This window comes from Flavihumibacter fluminis (assembly GCF_021491375.1).
In the GTDB taxonomy this organism is placed as follows: Bacteria; Bacteroidota; Bacteroidia; order Chitinophagales; family Chitinophagaceae; genus Flavihumibacter; species Flavihumibacter fluminis.
Window position 1 is genome coordinate 399,590 of sequence record NZ_JAKEVY010000002.1, and the last position, 22,373, is coordinate 421,962.

Here is a 22,373-nt window from a genome sequence, read left to right on the forward strand (position 1 = left end):
AGTGAAACGTGAAACGTGAAACGTGAGAAGTGAAAAATGTGAAAAGTGAAACGTGAAAACATGGACGGGGTGGCAAAGGAGGCGGGGGGCAAAGGAGAAGGGAGGAAAGGAAGAGGGGGGAGGGAGTATAGGAGCACCGGTGGTGGGACGTATCTGGGCTGAAGCTGGGTCAAATGAAATACCTGGGAAGACGTAGGATCACGTAGGATGGCGTAGGATAAATTAAAAAAATTTGATCGAAAGCGCAGCCTGCCCTGTACATTATTTTTCCTGAAAAGCCCGCTGTTACTGAAATACAAGGCGATAGCTTCTGTTTTTAGGGCATTGGGGAATTGGCTCATACAATGTCTGAATTGGCTCATTTTACTCCAAATTTGCCCCAAAATCTGCCATAATTGGCTCACAATAGCCCATAATTGGCTCAAAAACCAGTATAATTGGCTCAGTCTCCTTTGTTTCCCGTTTCCTTTGTCTCCTGCCTCCTTTGTTTCCATTCTCCTTTGTCTCCTGCCTCCTTTGTTTCCCGTTTCCTTTGTCTCCCGTTCCATGCTCTCAGGATAGAACAGGATGCCGTAACTTCAGGAAAGCAGTAATTTCTCACACGATAATTTGACTAAACCGTTGCTGCCAAATGATTCTGAGAAGAAACGTTTTCATTCCCGTATTGCTGTTTTTGCTGGTTGGTGGGTTGCTGTATTCCTGTGACAACACTAGTATGCAAACAGCTTCCGTAATTCCGGATTCCGTTAGCTATAATTTTGATGTAAGACCTATACTGTCTGATAAATGCTTCAGTTGTCATGGCCCGGATGCCAATAAAAGAGAAGCCGGATTACGACTGGATATCGAAGACAGTGCGTTTAAGGCACTCCAGGACAATCCATCTGCACATGCCTGGGTGCCTGGAAAACCTGATGAATCCGATGCTTTTTTGAGAATAACCACGCAGGATACTTCCCTGCTGATGCCTCCCCTGTATTCGAACCTGAGTTTGACCAGCCAGGAAATTGCCATCATAAAAAAATGGATTAAGCAGGGCGCACGCTATGAAGATCACTGGGCTTTTGTTGCTCCGCGCAAACAGGCCCCGCCTGCCATTAAAAAGTCCGCCTGGCCGATTAATGAAATTGATTTTTTCACCCTGGCTGCAATGGAGGCAAAGGGATTCTCACCAAATGAACCGGCCGACAAAGAAAGACTGCTTAAAAGGCTTTGCCTGGATCTCACCGGTCTTCCTCCCAGCGTTGAACTGATGGATGCTTTTCTTGCAGATACAAGACCGGATGCCTATGAGCGGATGGTAGATCAGTTATTAGCACTTCCTGCTTATGGTGAAAAAATGGCCCTGCACTGGCTCGACCTTGCACGGTATGCTGATTCACATGGATACCAGGATGATGGGTATCGCACCCAATGGCCCTGGCGTGATTGGGTGATCCATGCGTTCAATGAAAATAAACCTTATAATGAATTTGTAACCTGGCAACTGGCAGGCGATCTGCTGCCCGATGCTTCCATGGAACAACTGCTTGCTACTGCATTCAATCGCAATCATAAGATTACCGAAGAAGGTGGTGTGATCCCGGAAGAATACAGGGTTATGTATGTTAGCGATCGTACTGATTTGCTCGGTAAAGGAATACTGGGCGTTACGATGGAATGTGCCCGCTGCCATGATCATAAATACGATCCTTTTTCCCAAAAGGAATACTTTCAGCTCTACTCCTTTTTCAACAATATCCGGGAAGAAGGAATTGAGTCGGTGATAGGCGGACCGGAAACCTATGCCAAGAAACCCATGATGCAAATCACCAATGCGGATGTTACCAACATGCTTCAGTTCATCAACAAAACAGATACGGGCAAAATGATCGTTTCTGTGATGGGCGAACTGGATACCATACGTCCAACTTTTGTGCTGCATCGCGGTGAGTATGATGCTCCGGGTGAAAAAGTAGAGCCCGCAACTCCGGTATCCATTCTTCCATTCGATAACAGCTACCCCAAAAACAGACTGGGATTGGCCAAATGGCTCTTTGATCCAAAGCATCCGCTTACGTCAAGAGTATATGTTAACCTGTTATGGCAGGAGTTTTTTGGAAGAGGACTTGTCAAAACCTCTGGTGATTTCGGGATGCAGGGAGATCTGCCTTCTCATCCCGCATTGCTGGACTGGCTGGCAGTGGATTTCAGGGAACATAACTGGGATATAAAAAGACTGGTAAAGCTGATGGTAACATCTGCCACTTACCGCCAATCTGCAATTGTATCCAAAGAAAAGCTGGCGAAAGACCCGGAGAATATCTATCTCTCCCGTGGGCCCAGGTATAGGATACATGCTGAGTTCATCCGCGACCTGGTATTGTCGAGCAGTGGGTTGCTGAATCCTGAAATAGGCGGACCAAGTGTGAAACCTTATCAGCCTGCAGGATTGTGGGAAGGAGCTACCTCCGGTCGTGGTTTACTTTCGATTTACACGCAGGATCATGGTGCAGCGCTTTACAGGAGAGGGATGTATACACTGATTAAACGTACGGTACCTCCTCCTGCCTTGTCTATTTTTGATGCGAGCAACCGGGATATCTGCGAGGTAAAAAGACTTCGCACCAACACTCCGTTGCAGGCACTGGTTATGTTGAATGACCCAACTGTATTGGAGGCTGCCCGGGTACTGGCAACTAAACTGCAACAGGAAGCAGGAGCACCCGAGGCAAAAATCAAGCAGGCTTTCAGAAGAATTGTATGCCGGAATCCGGATGCAAAAGAAACTGAGGTACTCGTGAATTATTATCAGCAGGAGCGAACAACAATGGACAAATCAACCGCTCAGAAAATGATCCGGGTGGGAGAAAGCCCCCTGCCGCAGCAAGCTGACATCCTCGAGATCGCTTCCCTGATGCGGGTTATAACAGCTATCTATAACCTAGAAGAAACCATAACCAAATCCTGATTAGGAGATAATCAATACAGCGCAATGGATAAAGAAATCATAGAACATGGGTTCAGTTGGAACAGGCGGCGTTTTTTATCTGCCATGAGTATCGGTGTTGGTAGTATGGCACTGGGATCACTGCTGATGCCTGATTTGTTATCAGGTGCTGGTGCTGAGGAAGGATGGGCACCAGGAGTTCCGCACTTTGCTCCAAAAGCCAAACGGATCATCTATTTGTTTCAAAATGGAGCACCCTCTCAACAGGAACTGTTCGACTACAAGCCTAAGCTGCGTGAAATGCATGGACAGGAGATTCCTCCATCTGTGAGAGGTAAACAGCGCCTGACCGGAATGACAGCTAACCAATCAGCCTTTCCGCTGGTAGGCTCCTTCGTAGACTTTAAGCAATATGGTCAATCAGGTGCCTGGATAAGTGACCTGATGCCGTATACTGCTAAGATTGCAGACGAGTTGTGTATCATTAAATCGATGTATACCGAAGCAATCAATCATGATCCTGCACTTACCTTTCTTCAAACCGGCGCGCAACAGGGGAATCGTCCCAGTATGGGCGCCTGGTTGAGTTATGGATTGGGGAATGAAAACAACAACCTGCCTGCATTTACCGTATTGCTATCCCGTGGCGTGGGCAATGGTCAGGGTGTGTATTCCAAATTGTGGTCCAATGGATTTCTGGATTCTGTTCACCAGGGGGTGCAATTCAGCAAAGGGGAGGATCCGGTTCTATATCTGCGCGACCAGGATGGTATGAGCAGGGAATCCCGACGCATCATGCTTGACCAGATTGCGGAATTGAATGAAAAATCCTACCTGGAATTTGGTGATCCTGAAATCGCCAGCCGCATTCAGCAATATGAAATGGCTTACCGGATGCAAACAGCTATTCCTGAAGTGATGGATATCTCAAAAGAGCCGGAGAGTATTGTAAAGCTCTATGGTCCTGATTGCCTCGTACCGGGAACCTTTGCTGCGAATTGTCTCCTGGCTCGCAAACTTTCAGAGAATGGGGTCCGCTTTGTTCAGCTGTATCACCAGGGATGGGATCAGCATGGCAATCTTCCCTATGAAATTGCACAACAAGCCAAAGATGTAGATCAGGCATCTGCTGCTCTGGTGATGGATTTAAAACAAAGGGGATTGCTGGATGAGACCCTTGTAATTTGGGGTGGAGAATTCGGGCGAACCAGTTATACCCAGGGAGAGCTGACAAAGGATAATTATGGTCGTGATCATCATCCCCGTTGCTACAGTATCTGGATGGCAGGTGGTGGTATTAAACCAGGCATTGTTTATGGTGAAACGGATGAACTTGGATATAACATCATTAAGGACCCTGTTCACGTGCATGATTTTCAGGCAACCGTTCTGAATCAAATGGGCCTCGATCATAAAAAACTAATCTTCAAACATCTTGGTCGCCGGTACCGCTTAACCGATATTTCCGGAGAAGTAGTTCGAAACATCATTAGTTAATCCTCCTTATGCAGTGGTACTCAAAAATCAGGCTGGTAACCGAACAATGTTTGCTGGCGGTTCTGCTTCTTGCCAGCTTTCTGTTGTTATTTGAACAATACCTGGAGATTCCTTACTGGCTGCAGCCGGTTGGCAGGATGCATCCCATGCTCTTACATTTTCCAATCGTGCTGCTGGTAGTTGCATTGCTGCTATTATGGATGCCCCGAAGTCTTGAAATGGCCCAGGCTTTTTTATTATGGGGGAGCCTGCTTTCCGGTATAACGGTGATCATGGGATTGTTTTTATCAAAGGAAGAGGGATATACCGGTGAAGCGCTCAACTGGCACAAGTGGAGTGGCGCCCTACTGTTTTATTGCGGAGCAGGATTGTACTGGTTGAGTACAAGGAAACAAAAACCAGTTGTTACAAAATGGCTTGGTTCTCTTTTGATAGTACCGGCTCTTTGGATAACCGGCCATTATGGTGCCAGCCTCTCGCATGGTGAAAATTTTATTCTGGAACCGATACTTGCTCAAAAGAAAGAGGCTCCCGTTGTGTTGGAGGAGGCCATTGTTTATGCGCATGTCATTCAGCCCATTCTGCAACAAAAATGTGCAAGTTGCCACAGTGTGCAGAAGATGAAGGGTGCTCTCAACCTCACTGATACCCTGGCCATGTTGAAAGGTGGAAAAACGGGCAGGCTTTTTATTCCGGGTAATTCAGATCTCAGTTTATTGTTGGAGCGGGTTCATCTTCCACTGGAAGAAAAAAAGCACATGCCGCCTCAGGGAAAGCCGCAATTGACACCAGTAGAAGTTGAGTTGTTAACCAGGTGGATTGATGGAGATGCCAGTTTTCATAGCAGGCTGATGGAGCTTCCCGAGACTGATTCATTGCGCATACTCGCGCAGTCGCTTTTACAACCATCCGGTCAATTGGCTGAACAATTTGATTTTGCTGCTGCAGATGAGAACACGATCACGCAACTCAATAATTTTGACCGCTCAATTAAACCAGTTGATCGCGAAACTCCTGCTTTGGAAGTTGCCTTGTATAATCGGAACAAGTATACAGTAAAACACCTGCAGGAATTATCCTCCATTCGTAAGCAGGTGATTTCCATCAATCTCAATAAACTTCCGGTAAAAGATGCCGATCTGTCTGCCTTACAACAGTTTCAAAATCTTCGCAAGCTGGATTTGAATTTTACAGATATAACGGATGCGGGATTGGCAACACTGGCTGCATTGCCACAGTTGCGTTCATTGGCGATATCGGGGACAAAGATCAGCCATGCAGCGCTTACCAATTATCTTCCTGGTTTCAAAGCATTGCAATCTATTGCTATCTGGAATACAGCAGTAAATCCGGAAGATGTGATCAGTCTGAAGAAAAACTTTCCAAAAATCAATATAGTGGAAGGCTTTATTGACACAGGAGTGGATACGTTGAAATTAAATCCGCCCCAGGTCAGGAATCAGGAGATGGTTTTCCCTAAAGCATTACCGCTGGAGTTGTATCATCCGGTAAAAGGAGTAACGATCCGTTATACCATGGATGGCTCAGAGCCTGACAGTATACGCTCTCCAATATTTGATGGAAATACCATACTGCAACAACATACAACGATAAAAGCAAAAGTATTCAAGCCTGGATGGTATTCCAGTGAGGTGGCAACATTTGACTTTTTGAAGAATTCATTTATTCCGGATAGTGTTCGTTTACTTAGCAAACTCAATGATGTTCACCAGGCTGAGGGAGCGGAAACATTTTTTAACCGGAAGCTGGGAGCGATTGGCGCCAATAATCCTGCCTGGGCGAATTACTGGGCGGGAGTGCGAAATAATGATTTGGTGCTGGAAGCAAGGTTTGATCAAGCCATTCCTTTGACTTCGGTTGGATTGCATTATATGGTGGAAGAAGCTACCGGCATTTACCCTCCGGCTGTTGTAGAAGTGTGGGGCGCTGCGGGGGCTGAATCTCCTAAACTACTTACAAAAATCACTGCTCCTTTACCACTCAAGGGAGAAAAGCCGTCTTTAAAATTGGTACAAAAAGAGATGCCCATGAAGCAGGTTTCTTATCTCAAGATTATTGCCCGGCCTTATCAAAAAGGGAAGAACCGATATCTTTTACTGGTAGATGAAATGTTCCTCAACTAGTAAAAAAAGAGTCCCCCGTAGAAACGGGGGACGATCAACGATTGCTTGCCATATGTGAAACAGTGGTTAGAAGCTATAGATAGCGGCCAGCAGGAAACTGCCTGCTGATTTTTTACCGGTACCATTTGCGTCTGCATAAATTTCTTCTGAAGCATTTTCAACCCTGAATTCTGGAATGAATGTCAGTCCGCCTACTTTGAAATTGGCTGATAGGGTAGTGGCAAAAAGGCTGGCTCCATCTGGTCCTGCAGTTGGAATCTTGAACTGATTCTTATCACTGAAGTATTCGCCTCTCAACGTCAGGCCAAACCAGGGTTTAGGGTCGAGGTTTAAATAGAGGGCGGATCCCCACCAGGATTTTCCGGATTCATTTTTAGCGCCATCCCAGGTTTTGGTAGTGTTAACCGTACCATTGTAACCGATACTGAAGGCATCCGAAATACTGGCTGTCATCACAAGGTCGAACTGGTTGGTTTTAGAGGTGTCCGGATTTTTGCCACCTACATAATTCAGGTAGAATTTCAGGTTATCACTTGCTGCGAAACTATACTGGGCAAGGATGAATTTCCGGTTGATTTGGTCAGTTGGAGGAATGCGATAATCTGTAGCGTTGGAGATACCAAGCATGAATCCGCTCTTCCCTTTTGATACTTCTGCTTTCAGACCGGTATGAGAGAACGGACCGTTGGAAAACATGTAAGACATGCTGTAGTTCCGGTTCAGTTGTGGATCAACGAGTTCATATCCAACATGGGTTGCCCAGGTACCTGCAGTAAACTTCAACCAATCGGTTGGAGCATAGCTGACATAGAGCTGTTTAATAGCCTGGGTAATACCTTCGTCTGCATAGGTGAATTCCTTGGCGCGTGGGCCAAAACCAAGATCCAGCACAACGCCGATCTTATCGCCCTGGTGTTCAGCTTTCAGGCTGGCCATACCAAGCGCGAAACTGTTATGTGTATTGGTAAAGCTGGTACGATTGTTACCGGCCTGTTTTCCAAAATCATATCGGTAGTAAACATCAGCGGATCCGGAAAAGCTGATCAATGGTTTTTTTTCTTCGGGTGGGGTGGCAGCCGCTTCCGCGGTGCTGGTTGTTTGGGTTGATTCGGCAGTCTGGGCATGGCTAATTGTTATACAGGATAGCGCAATGCCTGTTGCCAATAATTTTTGTAACATTGTGAAACATTTTAAGTGTTAAGGGAAAGGGTACGGCGATAAACTTGTATCAGAAGTTTGTCAATATGCTGTACCTTTTTCTCGTTTACTGCCTGGCCCAAAAGTGGAGAGTGCAGTTAGTTTTGGTTGGTTATTAAATTTCAGAAAGCTCTTCTTCTTTCAATTTGCCGTTATTGTGAACCAGCAATGTTCCCTGCAGGTATTTTTCATTGTGCTGGGTTTCATCCAGTCCAAGTTCTTCTTCTTCAGAACTAACCCGCAATGGCAACAGGAAATTGATGAATTTGAATATCGCATAAGAAACTACAAAGCTGTATCCTACTGCTATCAGCATGGCTTTCAACTGAGTCAGGAAGAAGGCTGCATTTCCGTAGAACAGACCATCCTGGCCCGCACTGTTTACTGCTGTTGTGGCGAAAATACCAGTCATCAGCATACCTACCATACCACCAATACCGTGACAAGGGAATACATCCAGTGTATCATCCAGGGAAGATTTTTGCTTGTAATAAACAGCCAGATTTGAAATCAGGGCAGCTACCACGCCAATGAAAATACTTTGTGGAATAGCTACAAATCCGGCAGCGGGCGTGATGGCAACCAGGCCAACCACTGCACCAATACAGAAACCGATAACAGATGGTTTTTTGCCACGCATTACATCAAAGAACATCCAGCTACAACCGGCTGCACCTGCTGCAACATTTGTAGTAATGAAAGCAGAAACTGCCAGCGCATTAGCACCCAGTGCAGAACCTGCATTGAAACCAAACCAGCCGAACCACAGCAAACCGGTTCCGATTAATACATAAGGGATATTTGCAGGAGGAATTTCTTTATGTTCCATGTGTACCTGGCGACGCTTTAATACCAGTGCACCTGCCAATGCTGCACAACCGGCAGAAATATGTACTACTGTACCACCGGCAAAGTCAAGTGCTCCCATTTTCAGGAGGAACCCATCTGCATGCCAGCTCATGTGTGCGAGAGGTGCATATACTAAAACAGCGAACAGTACAATAAATAAGATATAGGAAGTGAAGCGGATTCTTTCAGCCACAGCTCCTACTACGAGTCCCGGTGTGATGATCGCAAACATCAGCTGGAATACCGCAAACAGGGATTTGGGGATGCCACCAACCGGTTCACCACTGTTAACGCCTTTCCAGAACATATGGGTAAAAGGATTACCAATAAAACCTCCGATAGATTCTCCGAAGCAAAGGCTGTATCCAAAAAACACCCATAAAACACTAACAACTCCTGCTGCTACCACACTTTTAATCATAGTGGAGATTACATTCTTCCTGTGTACCATTCCGCCATAAAAAAATGCAAGTCCGGGTGTCATAAGAAATACCAGGGCTGAGGCTACCAGGATCCAGGCAATATCTGCCCCATTATAAACCTTGTCGGGGTCAGCGAAATCTGCAACGGTTGGGGCAAAGAGCGCCGCTACAGAAACAGCAGCCAAAATCAGAAAGGGGGCTACCTGTTTGATCGTCAGTTTACTCATTTCAGTTGGTTTTAATTGCATTAAAAAAATAGTAACTATAAATTATTTTTCTAAAGTAGTGATAAAACCGATTAGAAATGCTCTAATATATACACATATAAATAAATATAATGTTATATCTGATTCCCTGGAAGAGGCTCTTCAAAGAAGAAGCTAGGGTATGCTGAATATTTTGTTTATAACAATTGATATTCAATTAGATATGAATCGATTAATGTTTTTCAGGAAATCGCTGTAATCCAGGTTAATAGAATTTTATCCTTTGGGTTAAATTTTGTTTTATTCCGGTCGGTAAATAAAAAAAGCGGCCAAAAGCCGCTTTTTATTAAATATGATAAAAAATATAATATGTTAGAGTGCCATGGATAACATTGCATCCTTGGTTTCCAGTACAGATTGCCCCATCAGGTATTCATCCACTTTACGGGCACATTCCCTTCCTTCACTGATCGCCCAAACCACCAGGCTTTGTCCCCTCCGCATATCACCAGCAGTAAAAACTTTGGGAATATTGGTTTGGAAGGATTTTTCTCCTGCTCTTACATTACCTCTTTCATCCAGGTCAACACCCAATTCTTCCAATAATCCTTTATGCTGCGGGTGTAGGAATCCCATAGCGAGGAATGCTCTTTCACAGGGGATTTCCCGAACACTTCCTGCTACTTCCTTAAACTGAGAGGGGCGCCCATCTGCTCCGGAACTCCATTCCAGGTCAACTATCTGCAACGCTTTCAGGTTTCCCTGTTCATCACCAATAAAGGATTTGGTGGCAATCGCCCAATGGCGTTCACAACCTTCTTCATGGGAGGTGGAGGTTTTCAATACCATCGGATAACTTGGCCAGGGCATGAAATCCGTTCTTTGAGCAGGAGGTTTTGGTAACAGTTCAAATTGTGTTACTGAAACAGCACCCTGGCGATTGGATGTACCTACACAGTCACTACCCGTATCTCCACCACCGATTACAACTACATTTTTCCCGGTGGTCAGGATGTTTTCTCCAACAACGTTACTTTCAATTTCTTTGAATGCGAGGGGATCCGACTGATAATTGCGTTTGTTCTGCTGCTTCAGAAAGTCCATCGCAAAATGAACGCCGTTTAAATCGCGACCAGGAATCGCAAGGTCACGAGGCACAGTTGATCCGCCTGCCAGTACAATTGCGTGGTACTCTCTCAACAAATCATTCACGCGTACATTCACTCCCACATTGGAATGACATTTAAATACAACACCTTCCTCCTCCAGTAATGCCACCCGGCGCTCTACAACCCATTTCTCCAGTTTAAAATCGGGTATGCCATACCGTAAGAGCCCACCTGGCTTTTCATCCCGCTCGTATACAGTTACTTGGTGACCTGCATAGTTCAGTTGTGCAGCGGCTGCCAGTCCGGCCGGACCAGAACCAATCACAGCAACTTTTTTACCTGTTCGGAGTGTTGGCTTCTGTGGTTTTACCAGTCCTTTTTCAAAGGCGACTTCAATAATATGTTTTTCGATTTCTTCAATCGTAATGGCCGGCTGGTTAATTCCCAGTACGCAGGCAGTTTCACAAGGAGCCGGACAAATTCGTCCTGTAAACTCCGGGAAATTATTCGTGGATTTCAGAATGTCATAAGCTTCTTCCCAGTTCTTGCGATACACGGCATCATTGAATTCGGGTATCACATTTCCTAAAGGGCATCCGTTATGACAAAAAGGAATGCCACAGTTCATGCATCGCGCAGACTGTTTGTTCAGCTGCTCATCCGAATACCGGTTGATGAATTCGTTGTAATCTTTCACACGCTCTTCTACAGGTCGCTTGCCTGGCAACTCCCGTGTGAACTCCATAAATCCGGTTGGCTTACCCATATTTCTTTCTCAGTTAAGTTTTGTTATTAATTTTTTTCCTCCTTTCTTCCCTTCTCCTTTGTCTCCTCTTCCCTTCCTCACTTCTCACTTTTCACTTCCATGCTCCTGCGCTTTTGCAACACTTTCTTGTAATCACTCGGGAACACTTTCACAAAATTCTTCAGCTGGTTCTCAAAATCAGTTAAGATGAATTGCGCTACTGTACTTCCGGTATAGGTATAATGCTGCTGCAACAAATCTTTTAGTTGTGCGATATCCTCATCCGCAACCGGATCCAGGTCCACCATTTCCTTATTACAGAGATCAGGGAAATTTCCTTTTACATCGTAGATGAAAGCAATTCCTCCACTCATACCTGCAGCAAAGTTTCTTCCAGTGTCTCCCAGTATCACAACTGTACCTCCGGTCATGTATTCACAACCATGATCACCAACTCCTTCCACAACTGCTGTTGCGCCTGAATTTCTTACCGCAAATCGCTCACCCGCTTTACCGCGAATGAATGAAATACCGGAAGTAGCGCCATAAAATGCTACGTTACCAATGATGATGTTTTCCTCCGGAACAAAACTTGCCTGCAGAGATGGATATACCACCAGTTTCGCACCGCTTAATCCCTTTCCAAAATAATCATTGGCATCTCCTTCCAGTTCGAGTGTTACTCCTTTTGTATTGAACGCTCCAAAACTTTGTCCGGCTGTTCCGGTAAACTTGAAATGAATGGTATCGTCCGGTAACCCTTCTTCTTTGTACTTCTTCGAAATCTCATTGGACAGAATGGTGCCAATGGTACGATCCGTATTCTTCACATCAAATGCCGCAAATACTTTCTGCTGGCTTTCCAGTGCTGGTTTAGCTGCTTCCAGCAATTTCCAGTCGAGCACATTGCTCAACCCATGATCCTGTTCTTCCATTTTGTACAAACCTGTGTAACGTGACGCAGGTTCCTTATACAATACAGGAGAGAGATCGAGGCCTTTGTATTTCCAATGTGTTACATCTGTTTTTGCTTCCAGGAAATCTACTTGTCCCACCATTTCATTGATGGTTCTGAATCCAAGCTCTGCCATGATCTCTCTCAGATCTTCTGTGATAAAGCGGAAGAAATTCACCACATGATCCGCATTTCCGGTGAAACGTTTTCTGAGCTCGGGGTCCTGGGTAGCAACACCAACCGGACAAGTATTCAAATGACACTTACGCATCATGATACAACCTTCCACAACAAGTGCTGCAGTTGCAATGCCCCATTCTTCCGCACCTAATAAAGTTGCTATCGCGATGTCGCGACCTGTACGCATCTGCCCGTCTGCCTGCAATACCACGCGACTCCTGAGTTTATTTTTCAGCAGGGTCTGGTGCGATTCAGCCAACCCCAGTTCCCAGGGTAAACCTGCATGTTTGATGGAGCTGATAGGAGAGGCCCCTGTTCCGCCATCGTGACCAGCAATCAGAATTACATCCGCTTTTGCTTTGGCTACACCGGCTGCAATGGTTCCAACACCTGCTTTACTTACCAGCTTCACACTGATGCGTGCCGCACGGTTGGAATTTTTCAGGTCATAAATCAGCTGCGCCAGATCTTCGATACTGTAGATATCGTGATGCGGTGGTGGTGAAATCAATCCTACACCCGGAGTAGAGTGACGAACCTTGCCGATCCATTCATCTACTTTATGTCCGGGTAATTGGCCACCTTCTCCCGGCTTGGCACCCTGCGCCATTTTAATCTGTAATTCATCTGCCATGGTGAGGTAGTAGCTGGTCACACCAAAACGACCGGATGCTACCTGCTTGATCGCACTGCGCATGGAGTCTCCATTGGCCATGGGCTCATAACGCAATACATCTTCACCACCTTCTCCGGTATTGGATTTAGCACCAATGCGGTTCATCGCAATAGCCAGGGTGGAATGTGCTTCGTGTGAAATGGATCCGAAACTCATTGCTCCAGTTGCAAATCGTTTCATGATGCTTTCTGCAGGTTCAACTTCGTCAATGGAAATAGACGGACGATTGGTTTTAAACTGCAACTGGCTTCTGAGTGTGGCGGCTTTTACGCTTTGATCATTTACCAGCTTCGCATATTTTTTGTAAGTCGCATAATCATTCATCTTGGTTGAATACTGCAACAAGTGAATGGTTTGCGGATTGAATAAATGGAATTCTCCTTTGCGCTTCCATTGGTAAACACCACCAACCGGCAGACGATCCACAGGAATTTCTTTTTTACTGAACGCAAGGAAATGTTTGGCTAATGCTTCTCTTGCGATTTCATCCAGCCCCATTCCTTCAATGCGGGATGTGGCACCGGTGAAGTATTTTTCAACTACTGTTTTATTCAGGCCGATAATTTCAAAGATCTGTGCACCCTGGTAAGATTGCAGGGTAGAGATTCCCATTTTAGAGAAGACTTTCAACAGTCCTTCATTAACCGCTTTGATATAATTTTTCTTGAGCTGATCCGGATCCAGGCTGGTTTCCAGCTTGCCATTCAGTCGCAGATCACGAATGGTGGACAATGCCAGGTAGGGGTTAATCGCAGTAGCGCCAAATCCAATCAAACAGGCGAAATGATGTACTTCCCATACATCGCCGGCTTCTACTACCAATCCTACTTGTCCACGTAATCCTTTTCTTATCAGGTGATGATGAATCGCTGCAGTGGCCAGCAAAGAAGGAATGGGAGCGTGATCCGAATCAATCGCACGGTCAGAAAGTATCAGTACTTCAAATCCATCCTGTGCAGCATCTACTGCATAGCGGCAGATACGATCCAATGCTTTCTGCAGTGATCCGGGTTTGCCATCGGCGCGGAAATAACATTGCAGGGTTTTGGCCTGAAATACGCCGGTATCAATACTTCTGATTTTTTCCAGTTCATGATTGTTGAGTACCGGATGTTTCAATGCAACACTATGCGCGGCCAGTGGTTCTTCTGTCAGCAGGTTGCCATTGTTACCTACAAAGGTGGCGAGTGACATTACCAGTCGCTCACGAATTGGATCAATTGGCGGATTGGTTACCTGAGCAAACAGTTGTTTGAAATAACTGCTGAGGTGTTGCGGCTGATCACTTAATATCGCAAGTGGGGTATCAGTACCCATTGAACCTACTGGCTCTTTGCCATCTATTGCCATGGGTGCAATGATGGTTTCAAGATCTTCCGTAGAATAACCAAAAGCTTTCTGGTATTTGAATACCTGGTCGTGTTCCAGGTGAGTAAACAATACTCTTGGCTCCGGCAATTCTTCCAGGCGGATCTTATATTTATTCAACCAATCTCCATAAGGTTTCTGAGAGCAGATCTGTTCTTTTAATTCGGTATCACTGATGATGCGGCCCTGTTCCATATCCACCACGAACATCTTACCTGGCTGCAGACGACCCTTTTCTATTACGATGGAAGGATCCACTGGCAATGCTCCGGTTTCAGAAGCCATGATTACACGATCATCATTGGTAACGCAGTAGCGGGAGGGGCGAAGACCATTCCGGTCGAGCGTAGCACCAATAATTTTTCCATCTGTGAAAGAGATAGAAGCAGGACCATCCCAGGGTTCCATAAAGGAAGCATGGAACTCATAAAATGCTTTTTTAACAGGATCCATGCTCTCGTTGCCATCCCATGCTTCGGGAATCAGCATCATCATTACATGTGGTAATGAACGACCTGATAAAGTCAGCAATTCGATCATATTATCCAGGCAGGCGGAATCTGATTGTCCATCTGTTACGATAGGCAGCAGCAGATCCATTTCCTCCTTGGTAAAGTAGGGAGATGTAAATCCTTTTTCATTGGTGCGAAGCCAGTTCAGGTTACCCTGCACTGTATTGATTTCACCATTGTGCGCGATAAAGCGGAAAGGCTGTGCCAGCTTCCAGGAAGGGAACGTGTTGGTGGCAAAACGGGAGTGCACCAGGCCGAAAGCACTCACCAGTCTTTTGTCATTCAGGTCGGGGAAATAGCCTCGTACCTGGTTACTGGTAAGCTGCCCTTTATAAACTACAGTTTTGTAGGAAAGCGATGCAATGTAAAATCCGATAGCATCTTTCTTCACTGTATTGTTGATGGTATGGCTGGCGTAATTACGCAGGATAAAGAGTTTGCGTTCGAACTCATCCGGGTTGTTGATATGATCCGGACATGCAATGAATACATGCTCCATTTCCGGTTCCACACTTAAGGCGGTTGCACCAATTCCCTCTGTATTCACCGGTACCTTACGGTAACCAATAATTTCAAGTCCGAGTTTTTCTGCTGCCCGGTTGAAGATATCTCTACACTCTTCACGCAGGCGGATTTCCCTTGGGAAGAATAAAACACCTACACCATAGCGGCCGAAGGAGGGGAGATGAAATCCCAGTTTCACACACTCATCAAAATAAAATTCGTGCGGTACCTGGATCATGATACCAGCGCCATCGCCGGTATTGGCTTCACAGCCGCAGGCACCCCGATGCTCCATATTTTCCAATACGGTAAGTGCATCCGAAATGATTTGATGAGATTTGTTGCTCTTGATGTTTGCCACAAAACCGATCCCACATGCGTCACGCTCAAAAGAGGGATGGTATAAACCCTGGTTGCTTGCCATCGTTGATAATGCAGTTTAGAAAATTTTCAATAAAAAATACCTTCTGTTAGACAGAATTAATTATATGCAGCAAGCAAGGCTATGAATATACAACAAAATATGAATATTCAGACGAGGTATCCAAAAAGATTATCGTCTTTATTCAATTCTGTGTAATTGATATGGTACTGCTGCATATTTTTCAGCAGGATATGGTAATCTGTCGGGCTTTTAAGTTCTATTCCTACCAATGCTGGCCCGGTTTCTTTGTTGTGTTTCTGGATGTATTCGAACCGGGTTATATCATCTGATGGTCCCAGGACAAAATTTACAAATTCTTTCAATGCGCCGGGGCGCTGTGCAAAACGGATGAGGAAATAATGTTTGAGTCCCTCGTATTGGAGGGCTCTCTCCTTAATTTCCTGCATTCTGTCAATATCGTTGTTGCTGCCGGATACAATGCAAACCACCTTTTTTCCCTGTATCTGGTCGGCATATTGGTCCAGGGCAGCGATCGAGAGGGCTCCGGCAGGTTCTACCACGATGGCATCCTCGTTGTACAGCTTCAGGATTTCCGCGCAAACCCTTCCTTCCGGTACCAGCAGCATATCCGTTAATACTTCCTGGCAGATGGGGAAGGTCTTTTCACCCACTCGTTTCACTGCAGCACCATCCACAAATCGTTCGATGTTGTCGAGGGTTACAGGTTCGCCTGCTTTAAGTGCCTGGTACATGGAGGGAGCTCCTTCCGGCTCCACCCCAATTATTTGAGTGGCGGGGGCATAAATCTGGAGATACTTGCCTACACCTGCGGAAAGGCCACCACCTCCCACGGGGATAAAAACAAAATCTGGATCGTTCAGCTCTTCCAGGATTTCAACGCCTACTGTTCCCTGTCCCTCTATGATGCGCTCATCATCAAAGGGTGGAATAAATACCATTTCATTGGCCTCCGTATAAGCTTTGGCTGCAGTTGCGCAGTCGTCGAAGGTATCTCCGGTCAGGCGTACTTCTATCCAGTCTTCCCCAAACATTTTTGTCTGGCTGACTTTCTGATTGGGGGTTATGATGGGCATGAAAACCACACCCTTTACTTTTAGCTGTTTGCAACTGAATGCAAATCCCTGGGCATGGTTGCCGGCACTGGCGCAAACCACTCCTTTGCGAAGTTGTTCCTGCGGCAGGCTGCTCATCATGTTGTAAGCTCCTCTCAACTTATAACTTCTCACTACCTGCAGGTCTTCCCTTTTCAGGTAGACATGACAGTTATACCGCCGCGATAAATTGGCGTTATAGGTCAGCGGTGTTTTTTTAATCACCTTCTTCAGGCGATGCGCTGCTTTGTGAAAGTCGAGTATGGAGTTAACTTGAATGACTATGAATTTTTAAGTGAGATGTGAAATGTGAGACGTGAAATGTGAGATGTTCTTCTGACGTCTCACATCTCACGTCTCACGTATTTTACTTTGCCTGATTTTCCGGTCGCAGACTCCGTACGGTTTTACCAGCCTGCCACATTTCACTCTCCCGAAGTTCTTTCAGTTCTTCTTCCAGTTTCTCGCGATAGTCGGGCTGACTGTTGGAATCGATAGAACGCTGTGATTCTTTTCCGGTTGCCACGCTTTCGTACAGTTCTTTGAATACAGGTGCTGTTGCATCTCTGAATTTTTTCCACCAGTCGAGTGCACCACGCTGAGCAGTAGTAGAACAGTTGGCGTACATCCAGTCCATTCCGTTTTCAGCAACCAGTGGCATCAGTGATTGTGTCAATTCTTCCACCGTTTCATTGAATGCTTCAGAAGGAGTATGGCCTTTATCACGCAATACCTGGTATTGTGCTGCAAAGATCCCCTGGATAGCACCCATCAGGGTTCCTCTTTCACCAGTCAGATCAGAGTATACTTCTTTTTTGAAATCTGTTTCAAACAGGTAACCGCTTCCTACAGCAATACCCAATGCAATTACACGGTCTTTTGCTTTACCGGTTGCATCCTGGTAGATGGCATAAGAGCTGTTCAAACCACGACCCTGCAGGAACATCCGACGCAGGGAGGTACCACTTCCTTTCGGAGCTACCAGGAATACGTCTACATCAGCAGGAGGAATAATTCCAGTTTGCTCATTAAATGTAATTCCGAAGCCGTGAGAGAAGTAAAGGGCTTTCCCTGGAGTCAGGTGTTTTTTCACCGTTGGCCACAGTGCGATCTGTGCTGCATCACTCAGCAGGTAACAGATGATGGTGCCACGCTCCAGCGCTTCTTCAATTTCAAACAGGGTTTCACCGGGAACAAATCCATCAGCGATTGCCTTGTCCCAGGTCTTGGAATTCTTACGCTGACCAACAATAACATTGATGCCATTGTCGCGCTGGTTCAATGCCTGACCAGGACCCTGAACACCGTATCCAATTACTGCTACGGTTTCATTTTTCAATACTTCCTGTGCTTTTGACAGGGGAAACTCTTCCCTCGTTACTACATTCTCCTCAACTCCTCCGAAATTTAATTTTGCCATGATTTAAATTGATTAAGAAATTTTACGGTTGCTTGTTATATATTGATTTTTTTCGTCTCACGTCTCACATCTCACGTCTCACATGGTAAACACCTCATCCTGCTTATCCAAATACTCATTCTCCACCACTTCCTCACTCGGTTCCTGCGCTTCAAATTCTCTCAGCTTTTCATGGAATCCACTGCTCGCTTTAATAATCGCTACGCGTGCACTTCTCACAAACTCGATTAAACCATATGGTTCCAATACATTGATGAGTTTGTCGGTTTCTTCGCGGTGACCGGTTGTCTCAAATACAGTATAGTCTTTCCGGATTACTACGGCACGTGCGCCATACTCTCTTAAGAGACGCTCTACTTTTACTTTTTCCGCAATCTCATCCGTAGATACTTTATACAGTGCCAGTTCCTGCCAGATGAGTTCTTCGTTATTGTTGTAGTAGGCCTTCAATACTTCCACCTGCTTTTCAATCTGGCGCACCAGTTTTTTCACCACCTCTTCAGTTTCATGTATCACAATAGTAAAGCGATGAATTCCCTCCACTTCAGAGGGCGAAGTATTCAGGCTCTCAACATTGATTTTTCTCCTGGAGAACATGATGGCGATCCGGTTCAGCAACCCGATCTGGTTCTCCGTATATACTGTTATGGTAAATTCTTGTTTGGTCATCGTTTGTTGTTTTTGAAATCAATTTATCTCTCTTCCCTTCTCCCTTCTCCATTCCCCCGTCTCCCGTCTCCCTTTTCACGTCTCACGTCTGACGTCTCACTTAAGTCTAATCTCCGCCACACTGCAACCCTGCGGTACCATTGGGAATACATTGTTTTCCTTACCTACCATTACTTCCAGCAGATAAGCGCCCTTGTGGTTCAGCATGGTTGATAGCGCTTCCTTCAGGTCTTTTCTTTCACGAACGCTGTTGCCATCTATGTGATATCCTTTGGCTACCTGTACAAAATCCGGACTCGTAATATTCACAAATGAATACCGGCGATCATGGAAAAGCTGTTGCCACTGACGTACCATTCCCAGGAACTCATTATTCAGGATCAGGATTTTTACATCCACATCAAACTGCATGATGGTTCCCAATTCCTGGAGTGTCATCTGGAAACCGCCATCACCGATTACTGCAACTACTGTTCTTTTGGGATCACCATATTTTGCTCCAATGGCAGCGGGCAATGCAAAGCCCATGGTTCCCAATCCACCCGAGGTTACATTGCTCTTGGTTTGATTGTAGTTGGCATATCTGCAGGCTACCATCTGGTGCTGACCAACATCTGTTACGATGATCGCATCACCACCTGTTAATTCATTCAGGGTATTGATCACTTCACCCATGGTTAATACCTCTCCGGTTGGATGCAACTCGGGCTGGATGCATTGCTCCTGCTCCTGCTGCGCATAGTCACGGAAACGCTGTAACCATTGAGGATATACTTTGGGTTCAATCAATTCCGTCAGCATAGGAAGTGTCTCCTTACAATCGCCCCATACCGGAACAGTTGTCTTCACGTTTTTATCAATCTCTGCCGGATCAATATCAAGATGGATTACTTTCGCCTGCTTGGCATATTTATCCAGCCGGCCGGTTACCCTATCATCAAAGCGCATACCCACGGCAATCAATACATCACATTCATTGGTCAGTACATTCGGGCCATAGTTGCCATGCATTCCCAGCATTCCAACTCCAAGCGGATGATCTGTTGGGATAGCACTCATGCCCATGATGGTCCAGGCAGATGGTATTCCAGCTTTTTCTATAAAGGCAATGAATTCTTTCTCCGCTTTGCCCAGGATCACACCCTGACCAAAAATCACAAAGGGCTGTTTTGCTTCGTTGATTAATGCAGCTGCCTGCTCAATATATTCTTTGCGCACATTGGGTTTCGGGCGATAGCTACGGATATGATCACACTTTTTGTAGCCTTCATACTCAAACAACTGCAACTGCGCATTTTTGGTGATATCGATCAGCACCGGACCAGGGCGACCGGTTCTTGCGATGTAAAATGCCTTTGCCAGTACAGCAGGAATTTCTGCTGCATCCGTTACCTGGTAATTCCATTTGGTTACAGGAGTAGTGATATTGATTACATCTGTTTCCTGAAAGGCATCTGTCCCAAGCAGGTGTGCAAATACCTGTCCTGTTATAGCTACCACGGGAGTAGAGTCAATCATTGCATCTGCCAATCCTGTTACCAGGTTGGTTGCACCCGGACCGCTGGTTGCAAATACAACTCCTACATCACCAGATGTACGTGCATATCCCTGGGCAGCATGTATACCTCCCTGTTCGTGACGTACCAGGATATGTTCCAGTTGATCACTATAATCATAAAGTGCATCGTATATGGGCATGATAGCCCCACCGGGATAACCAAATATGGTTTTCACACCTTCCGCAATTAATGCTTCCAGTACAGCTTTCGAACCACTAATGGTCTCAGTCTTCGTCGGTAACGCAGCCTTCTGCGGCTGACTTAACGTGCTTTGCATATTTATAAAGAATTCCTTTTGTTACTTTTAATGAAGGTTTTTTCCAATTCGCTTTACGCTGATCAATCACGCCCTGTTCTACTTTCAGATTGATGGTGTTATTCGTTGCATCCAGTTCAATGATATCATCATCCTGAACCAGTCCGATTAATCCGCCATCATAAGCTTCAGGCGTGATGTGACCGACGACGAATCCATGCGTACCACCACTAAAGCGGCCATCTGTAATTAATGCCACGGATTTGCCTAACCCCGCGCCAATGATAGCAGATGTGGGTTTCAGCATTTCCGGCATTCCCGGTGCACCTTTAGGCCCTACATTTCTGATCACCACAACATCCCCTGCTTTCACGCGACCACTGCTGATGCCATTGATTAATTCAAACTCACCGTCAAATACTCTTGCTGGTCCAACAAATTTTTCTCCTTCCTTGCCACTGATCTTGGCAACACTTCCACCTTCAGCGAGATTGCCATAGAGGATCTGAAGATGTCCGGTTGTTTTCAATGGCGCTTCCAGCGGATAAATGATCTTCTGTGTTTCAAAATCCAGATCCGGAACTTCCGCCAGGTTTTCTGCAATTGTTTTACCTGTTACTGTCAAACAATCACCATGTAATAAACCTTTGCTCAATAAATATTTCATTACTGCAGGTACACCTCCATATTGGTGCAGATCCTGCATCAGGTATTTTCCACTTGGTTTGAAATCTGCGAGTACGGGCGTTTTATCACTTATGGCCTGGATATCATCCTGCGTAAGAGGAACATCCACACTTTTCGCCATCGCAATCAAATGCAGCACAGCATTGGTTGATCCACCCAATACCATGATCACCGTAATCGCATTTTCAAATGCTTTGCGGGTCATGATATCACTGGGTTTAATATCTTTTTCCAGTAATAAACGGATGGCTTTTCCGGCTGCCCGGCACTCATCCTGTTTTTCCTGGCTCAGGGCAGGGTTGGAAGAAGAGTAGGGTAGACTCATGCCGAGTGCTTCAATCGCGGATGCCATTGTATTCGCAGTATACATACCGCCGCAGGCACCTGCACCCGGACAAGAATGCTGCACAATTCCTTTGAAATCCGCTTCCGATAATTGTCCCGCGATTTTTTGTCCTAATGCCTCAAATGCAGATACAATATTCAGATCCTGTCCTTTATAATGTCCTGGTGCGATGGTTCCACCATACACCATAATAGAGGGGCGATTCAAACGACCCATCGCAATGATAGAGCCCGGCATATTTTTATCACAACCCGGAACAGTGATCAGGCCATCATAATACTGCGCACCGCATACTGCTTCAATTGAGTCGGCAATGATATCCCGGCTTACCAATGAATAGCGCATGCCATCTGTTCCATTACTCATGCCATCACTTACGCCAATCGTATTGAAAATGAGTCCGACCAGGTTTTCCTGCCAAATACTTTCCTTGATAATCTTCGACAGATCATTCAGGTGCATATTGCAGGTATTGCCATCGTAACCCATACTGGCTACGCCCACCTGTGCTTTCGCGAGATCTTCATCTGTTAGTCCGATTCCGTACAACATTGCCTGTGCGGCAGGTTGTGTTGGGTCCTGTGTGATTGTTCTTGAGTACTTGTTTAACACGTGCGACATGAGCAAACTGTTGTTTAAAATATTG

12 protein-coding genes are annotated in these 22,373 nt (G+C 45.7%); 3 read left to right on the forward strand and 9 right to left on the reverse strand.

Annotated features, from left to right (window positions below; genetic code table 11):
• Positions 1–715: 715 nt before the first annotated feature.
• From L0U88_RS08005 to L0U88_RS08015, 3 genes are read left to right on the forward strand one after another with little or no spacing between them, the layout of a single operon-like run.
• Positions 716–2,950: a PSD1 and planctomycete cytochrome C domain-containing protein gene (locus tag L0U88_RS08005; protein WP_234865344.1), complete on the forward strand. Its 2,235-nt coding sequence runs from the start codon at positions 716–718 to the stop codon at positions 2,948–2,950.
• A 24-nt stretch (positions 2,951–2,974) separates the two neighbouring features.
• Complete coding sequence (locus L0U88_RS08010) at positions 2,975–4,426, forward strand: DUF1501 domain-containing protein (RefSeq protein ID WP_234865346.1); 1,452 nt, start codon at positions 2,975–2,977, stop codon at positions 4,424–4,426.
• Positions 4,427–4,434: 8 nt separating this feature from the next.
• A complete protein-coding gene (locus L0U88_RS08015) occupies positions 4,435–6,570 on the forward strand; it encodes an FN3 associated domain-containing protein (protein ID WP_234865348.1) in 2,136 nt (711 codons plus the stop codon).
• A gap of 66 nt (positions 6,571–6,636) precedes the next feature.
• Here L0U88_RS08015 and L0U88_RS08020 read toward each other — a convergent pair whose 3' ends face one another.
• The 9 genes from L0U88_RS08020 to ilvD form a co-directional block, all read right to left on the reverse strand.
• Complete coding sequence (locus L0U88_RS08020) at positions 6,637–7,749, reverse strand: porin (protein ID WP_234865350.1); 1,113 nt, start codon at positions 7,747–7,749, stop codon at positions 6,637–6,639.
• Between the two features lie 133 nt (positions 7,750–7,882).
• Positions 7,883–9,265 (reverse strand): ammonium transporter, encoded by a 1,383-nt coding sequence (locus tag L0U88_RS08025; RefSeq protein WP_234865352.1) that lies wholly within the window; start codon positions 9,263–9,265, stop codon positions 7,883–7,885.
• A gap of 351 nt (positions 9,266–9,616) precedes the next feature.
• On the reverse strand, positions 9,617–11,119 hold the full coding sequence (locus L0U88_RS08030; protein WP_234865354.1) for a glutamate synthase subunit beta: 1,503 nt from the start codon (positions 11,117–11,119) through the stop codon (positions 9,617–9,619).
• A 77-nt stretch (positions 11,120–11,196) separates the two neighbouring features.
• On the reverse strand, positions 11,197–15,717 hold the full coding sequence (gltB, locus tag L0U88_RS08035) for a glutamate synthase large subunit (protein WP_234865356.1): 4,521 nt from the start codon (positions 15,715–15,717) through the stop codon (positions 11,197–11,199).
• A 107-nt stretch (positions 15,718–15,824) separates the two neighbouring features.
• Positions 15,825–17,075, reverse strand: a complete 1,251-nt coding sequence (ilvA, locus tag L0U88_RS08040; RefSeq protein WP_353620650.1) for a threonine ammonia-lyase IlvA — start codon at positions 17,073–17,075, stop codon at positions 15,825–15,827.
• An 82-nt stretch (positions 17,076–17,157) separates the two neighbouring features.
• Complete coding sequence (ilvC, locus tag L0U88_RS08045) at positions 17,158–18,210, reverse strand: ketol-acid reductoisomerase (protein ID WP_234865360.1); 1,053 nt, start codon at positions 18,208–18,210, stop codon at positions 17,158–17,160.
• Positions 18,211–18,288: 78 nt separating this feature from the next.
• Positions 18,289–18,879 carry an acetolactate synthase small subunit gene (ilvN, locus tag L0U88_RS08050; RefSeq protein WP_234865362.1) on the reverse strand — a complete coding sequence of 197 codons (591 nt, stop codon included), beginning with the start codon at positions 18,877–18,879 and terminating at the stop codon, positions 18,289–18,291.
• Positions 18,880–18,975: 96 nt separating this feature from the next.
• Entirely contained in the window at positions 18,976–20,715 is a 1,740-nt protein-coding gene (ilvB, locus tag L0U88_RS08055; protein WP_234865364.1) for a biosynthetic-type acetolactate synthase large subunit, read from the reverse strand.
• The gene (ilvD, locus tag L0U88_RS08060) at positions 20,663–22,348 is read right to left on the reverse strand and encodes a dihydroxy-acid dehydratase (RefSeq protein ID WP_234865366.1); all 1,686 of its coding nucleotides are present in this window, start codon (positions 22,346–22,348) and stop codon (positions 20,663–20,665) included. Before ilvD ends, ilvB begins: the two co-directional genes overlap by 53 nt.
• Positions 22,349–22,373: the final 25 nt, after the last annotated feature.

Coding starts and splice junctions, on each gene's coding strand:
- ilvD (WP_234865366.1), bottom strand. CDS start 22,348: ATGTCGCACGTGTTAAACAAGTACTCAAGAACAATCACACAGGACCCA.
- L0U88_RS08015 (WP_234865348.1), top strand. CDS start 4,435: ATGCAGTGGTACTCAAAAATCAGGCTGGTAACCGAACAATGTTTGCTG.
- L0U88_RS08025 (WP_234865352.1), bottom strand. CDS start 9,265: ATGAGTAAACTGACGATCAAACAGGTAGCCCCCTTTCTGATTTTGGCT.
- ilvN (WP_234865362.1), bottom strand. CDS start 18,879: ATGACCAAACAAGAATTTACCATAACAGTATATACGGAGAACCAGATC.
- L0U88_RS08005 (WP_234865344.1), top strand. CDS start 716: ATGCAAACAGCTTCCGTAATTCCGGATTCCGTTAGCTATAATTTTGAT.
- ilvB (WP_234865364.1), bottom strand. CDS start 20,715: ATGCAAAGCACGTTAAGTCAGCCGCAGAAGGCTGCGTTACCGACGAAG.
- gltB (WP_234865356.1), bottom strand. CDS start 15,717: ATGGCAAGCAACCAGGGTTTATACCATCCCTCTTTTGAGCGTGACGCA.
- ilvC (WP_234865360.1), bottom strand. CDS start 18,210: ATGGCAAAATTAAATTTCGGAGGAGTTGAGGAGAATGTAGTAACGAGG.
- L0U88_RS08030 (WP_234865354.1), bottom strand. CDS start 11,119: ATGGGTAAGCCAACCGGATTTATGGAGTTCACACGGGAGTTGCCAGGC.
- L0U88_RS08020 (WP_234865350.1), bottom strand. CDS start 7,749: ATGTTACAAAAATTATTGGCAACAGGCATTGCGCTATCCTGTATAACA.
- L0U88_RS08010 (WP_234865346.1), top strand. CDS start 2,975: ATGGATAAAGAAATCATAGAACATGGGTTCAGTTGGAACAGGCGGCGT.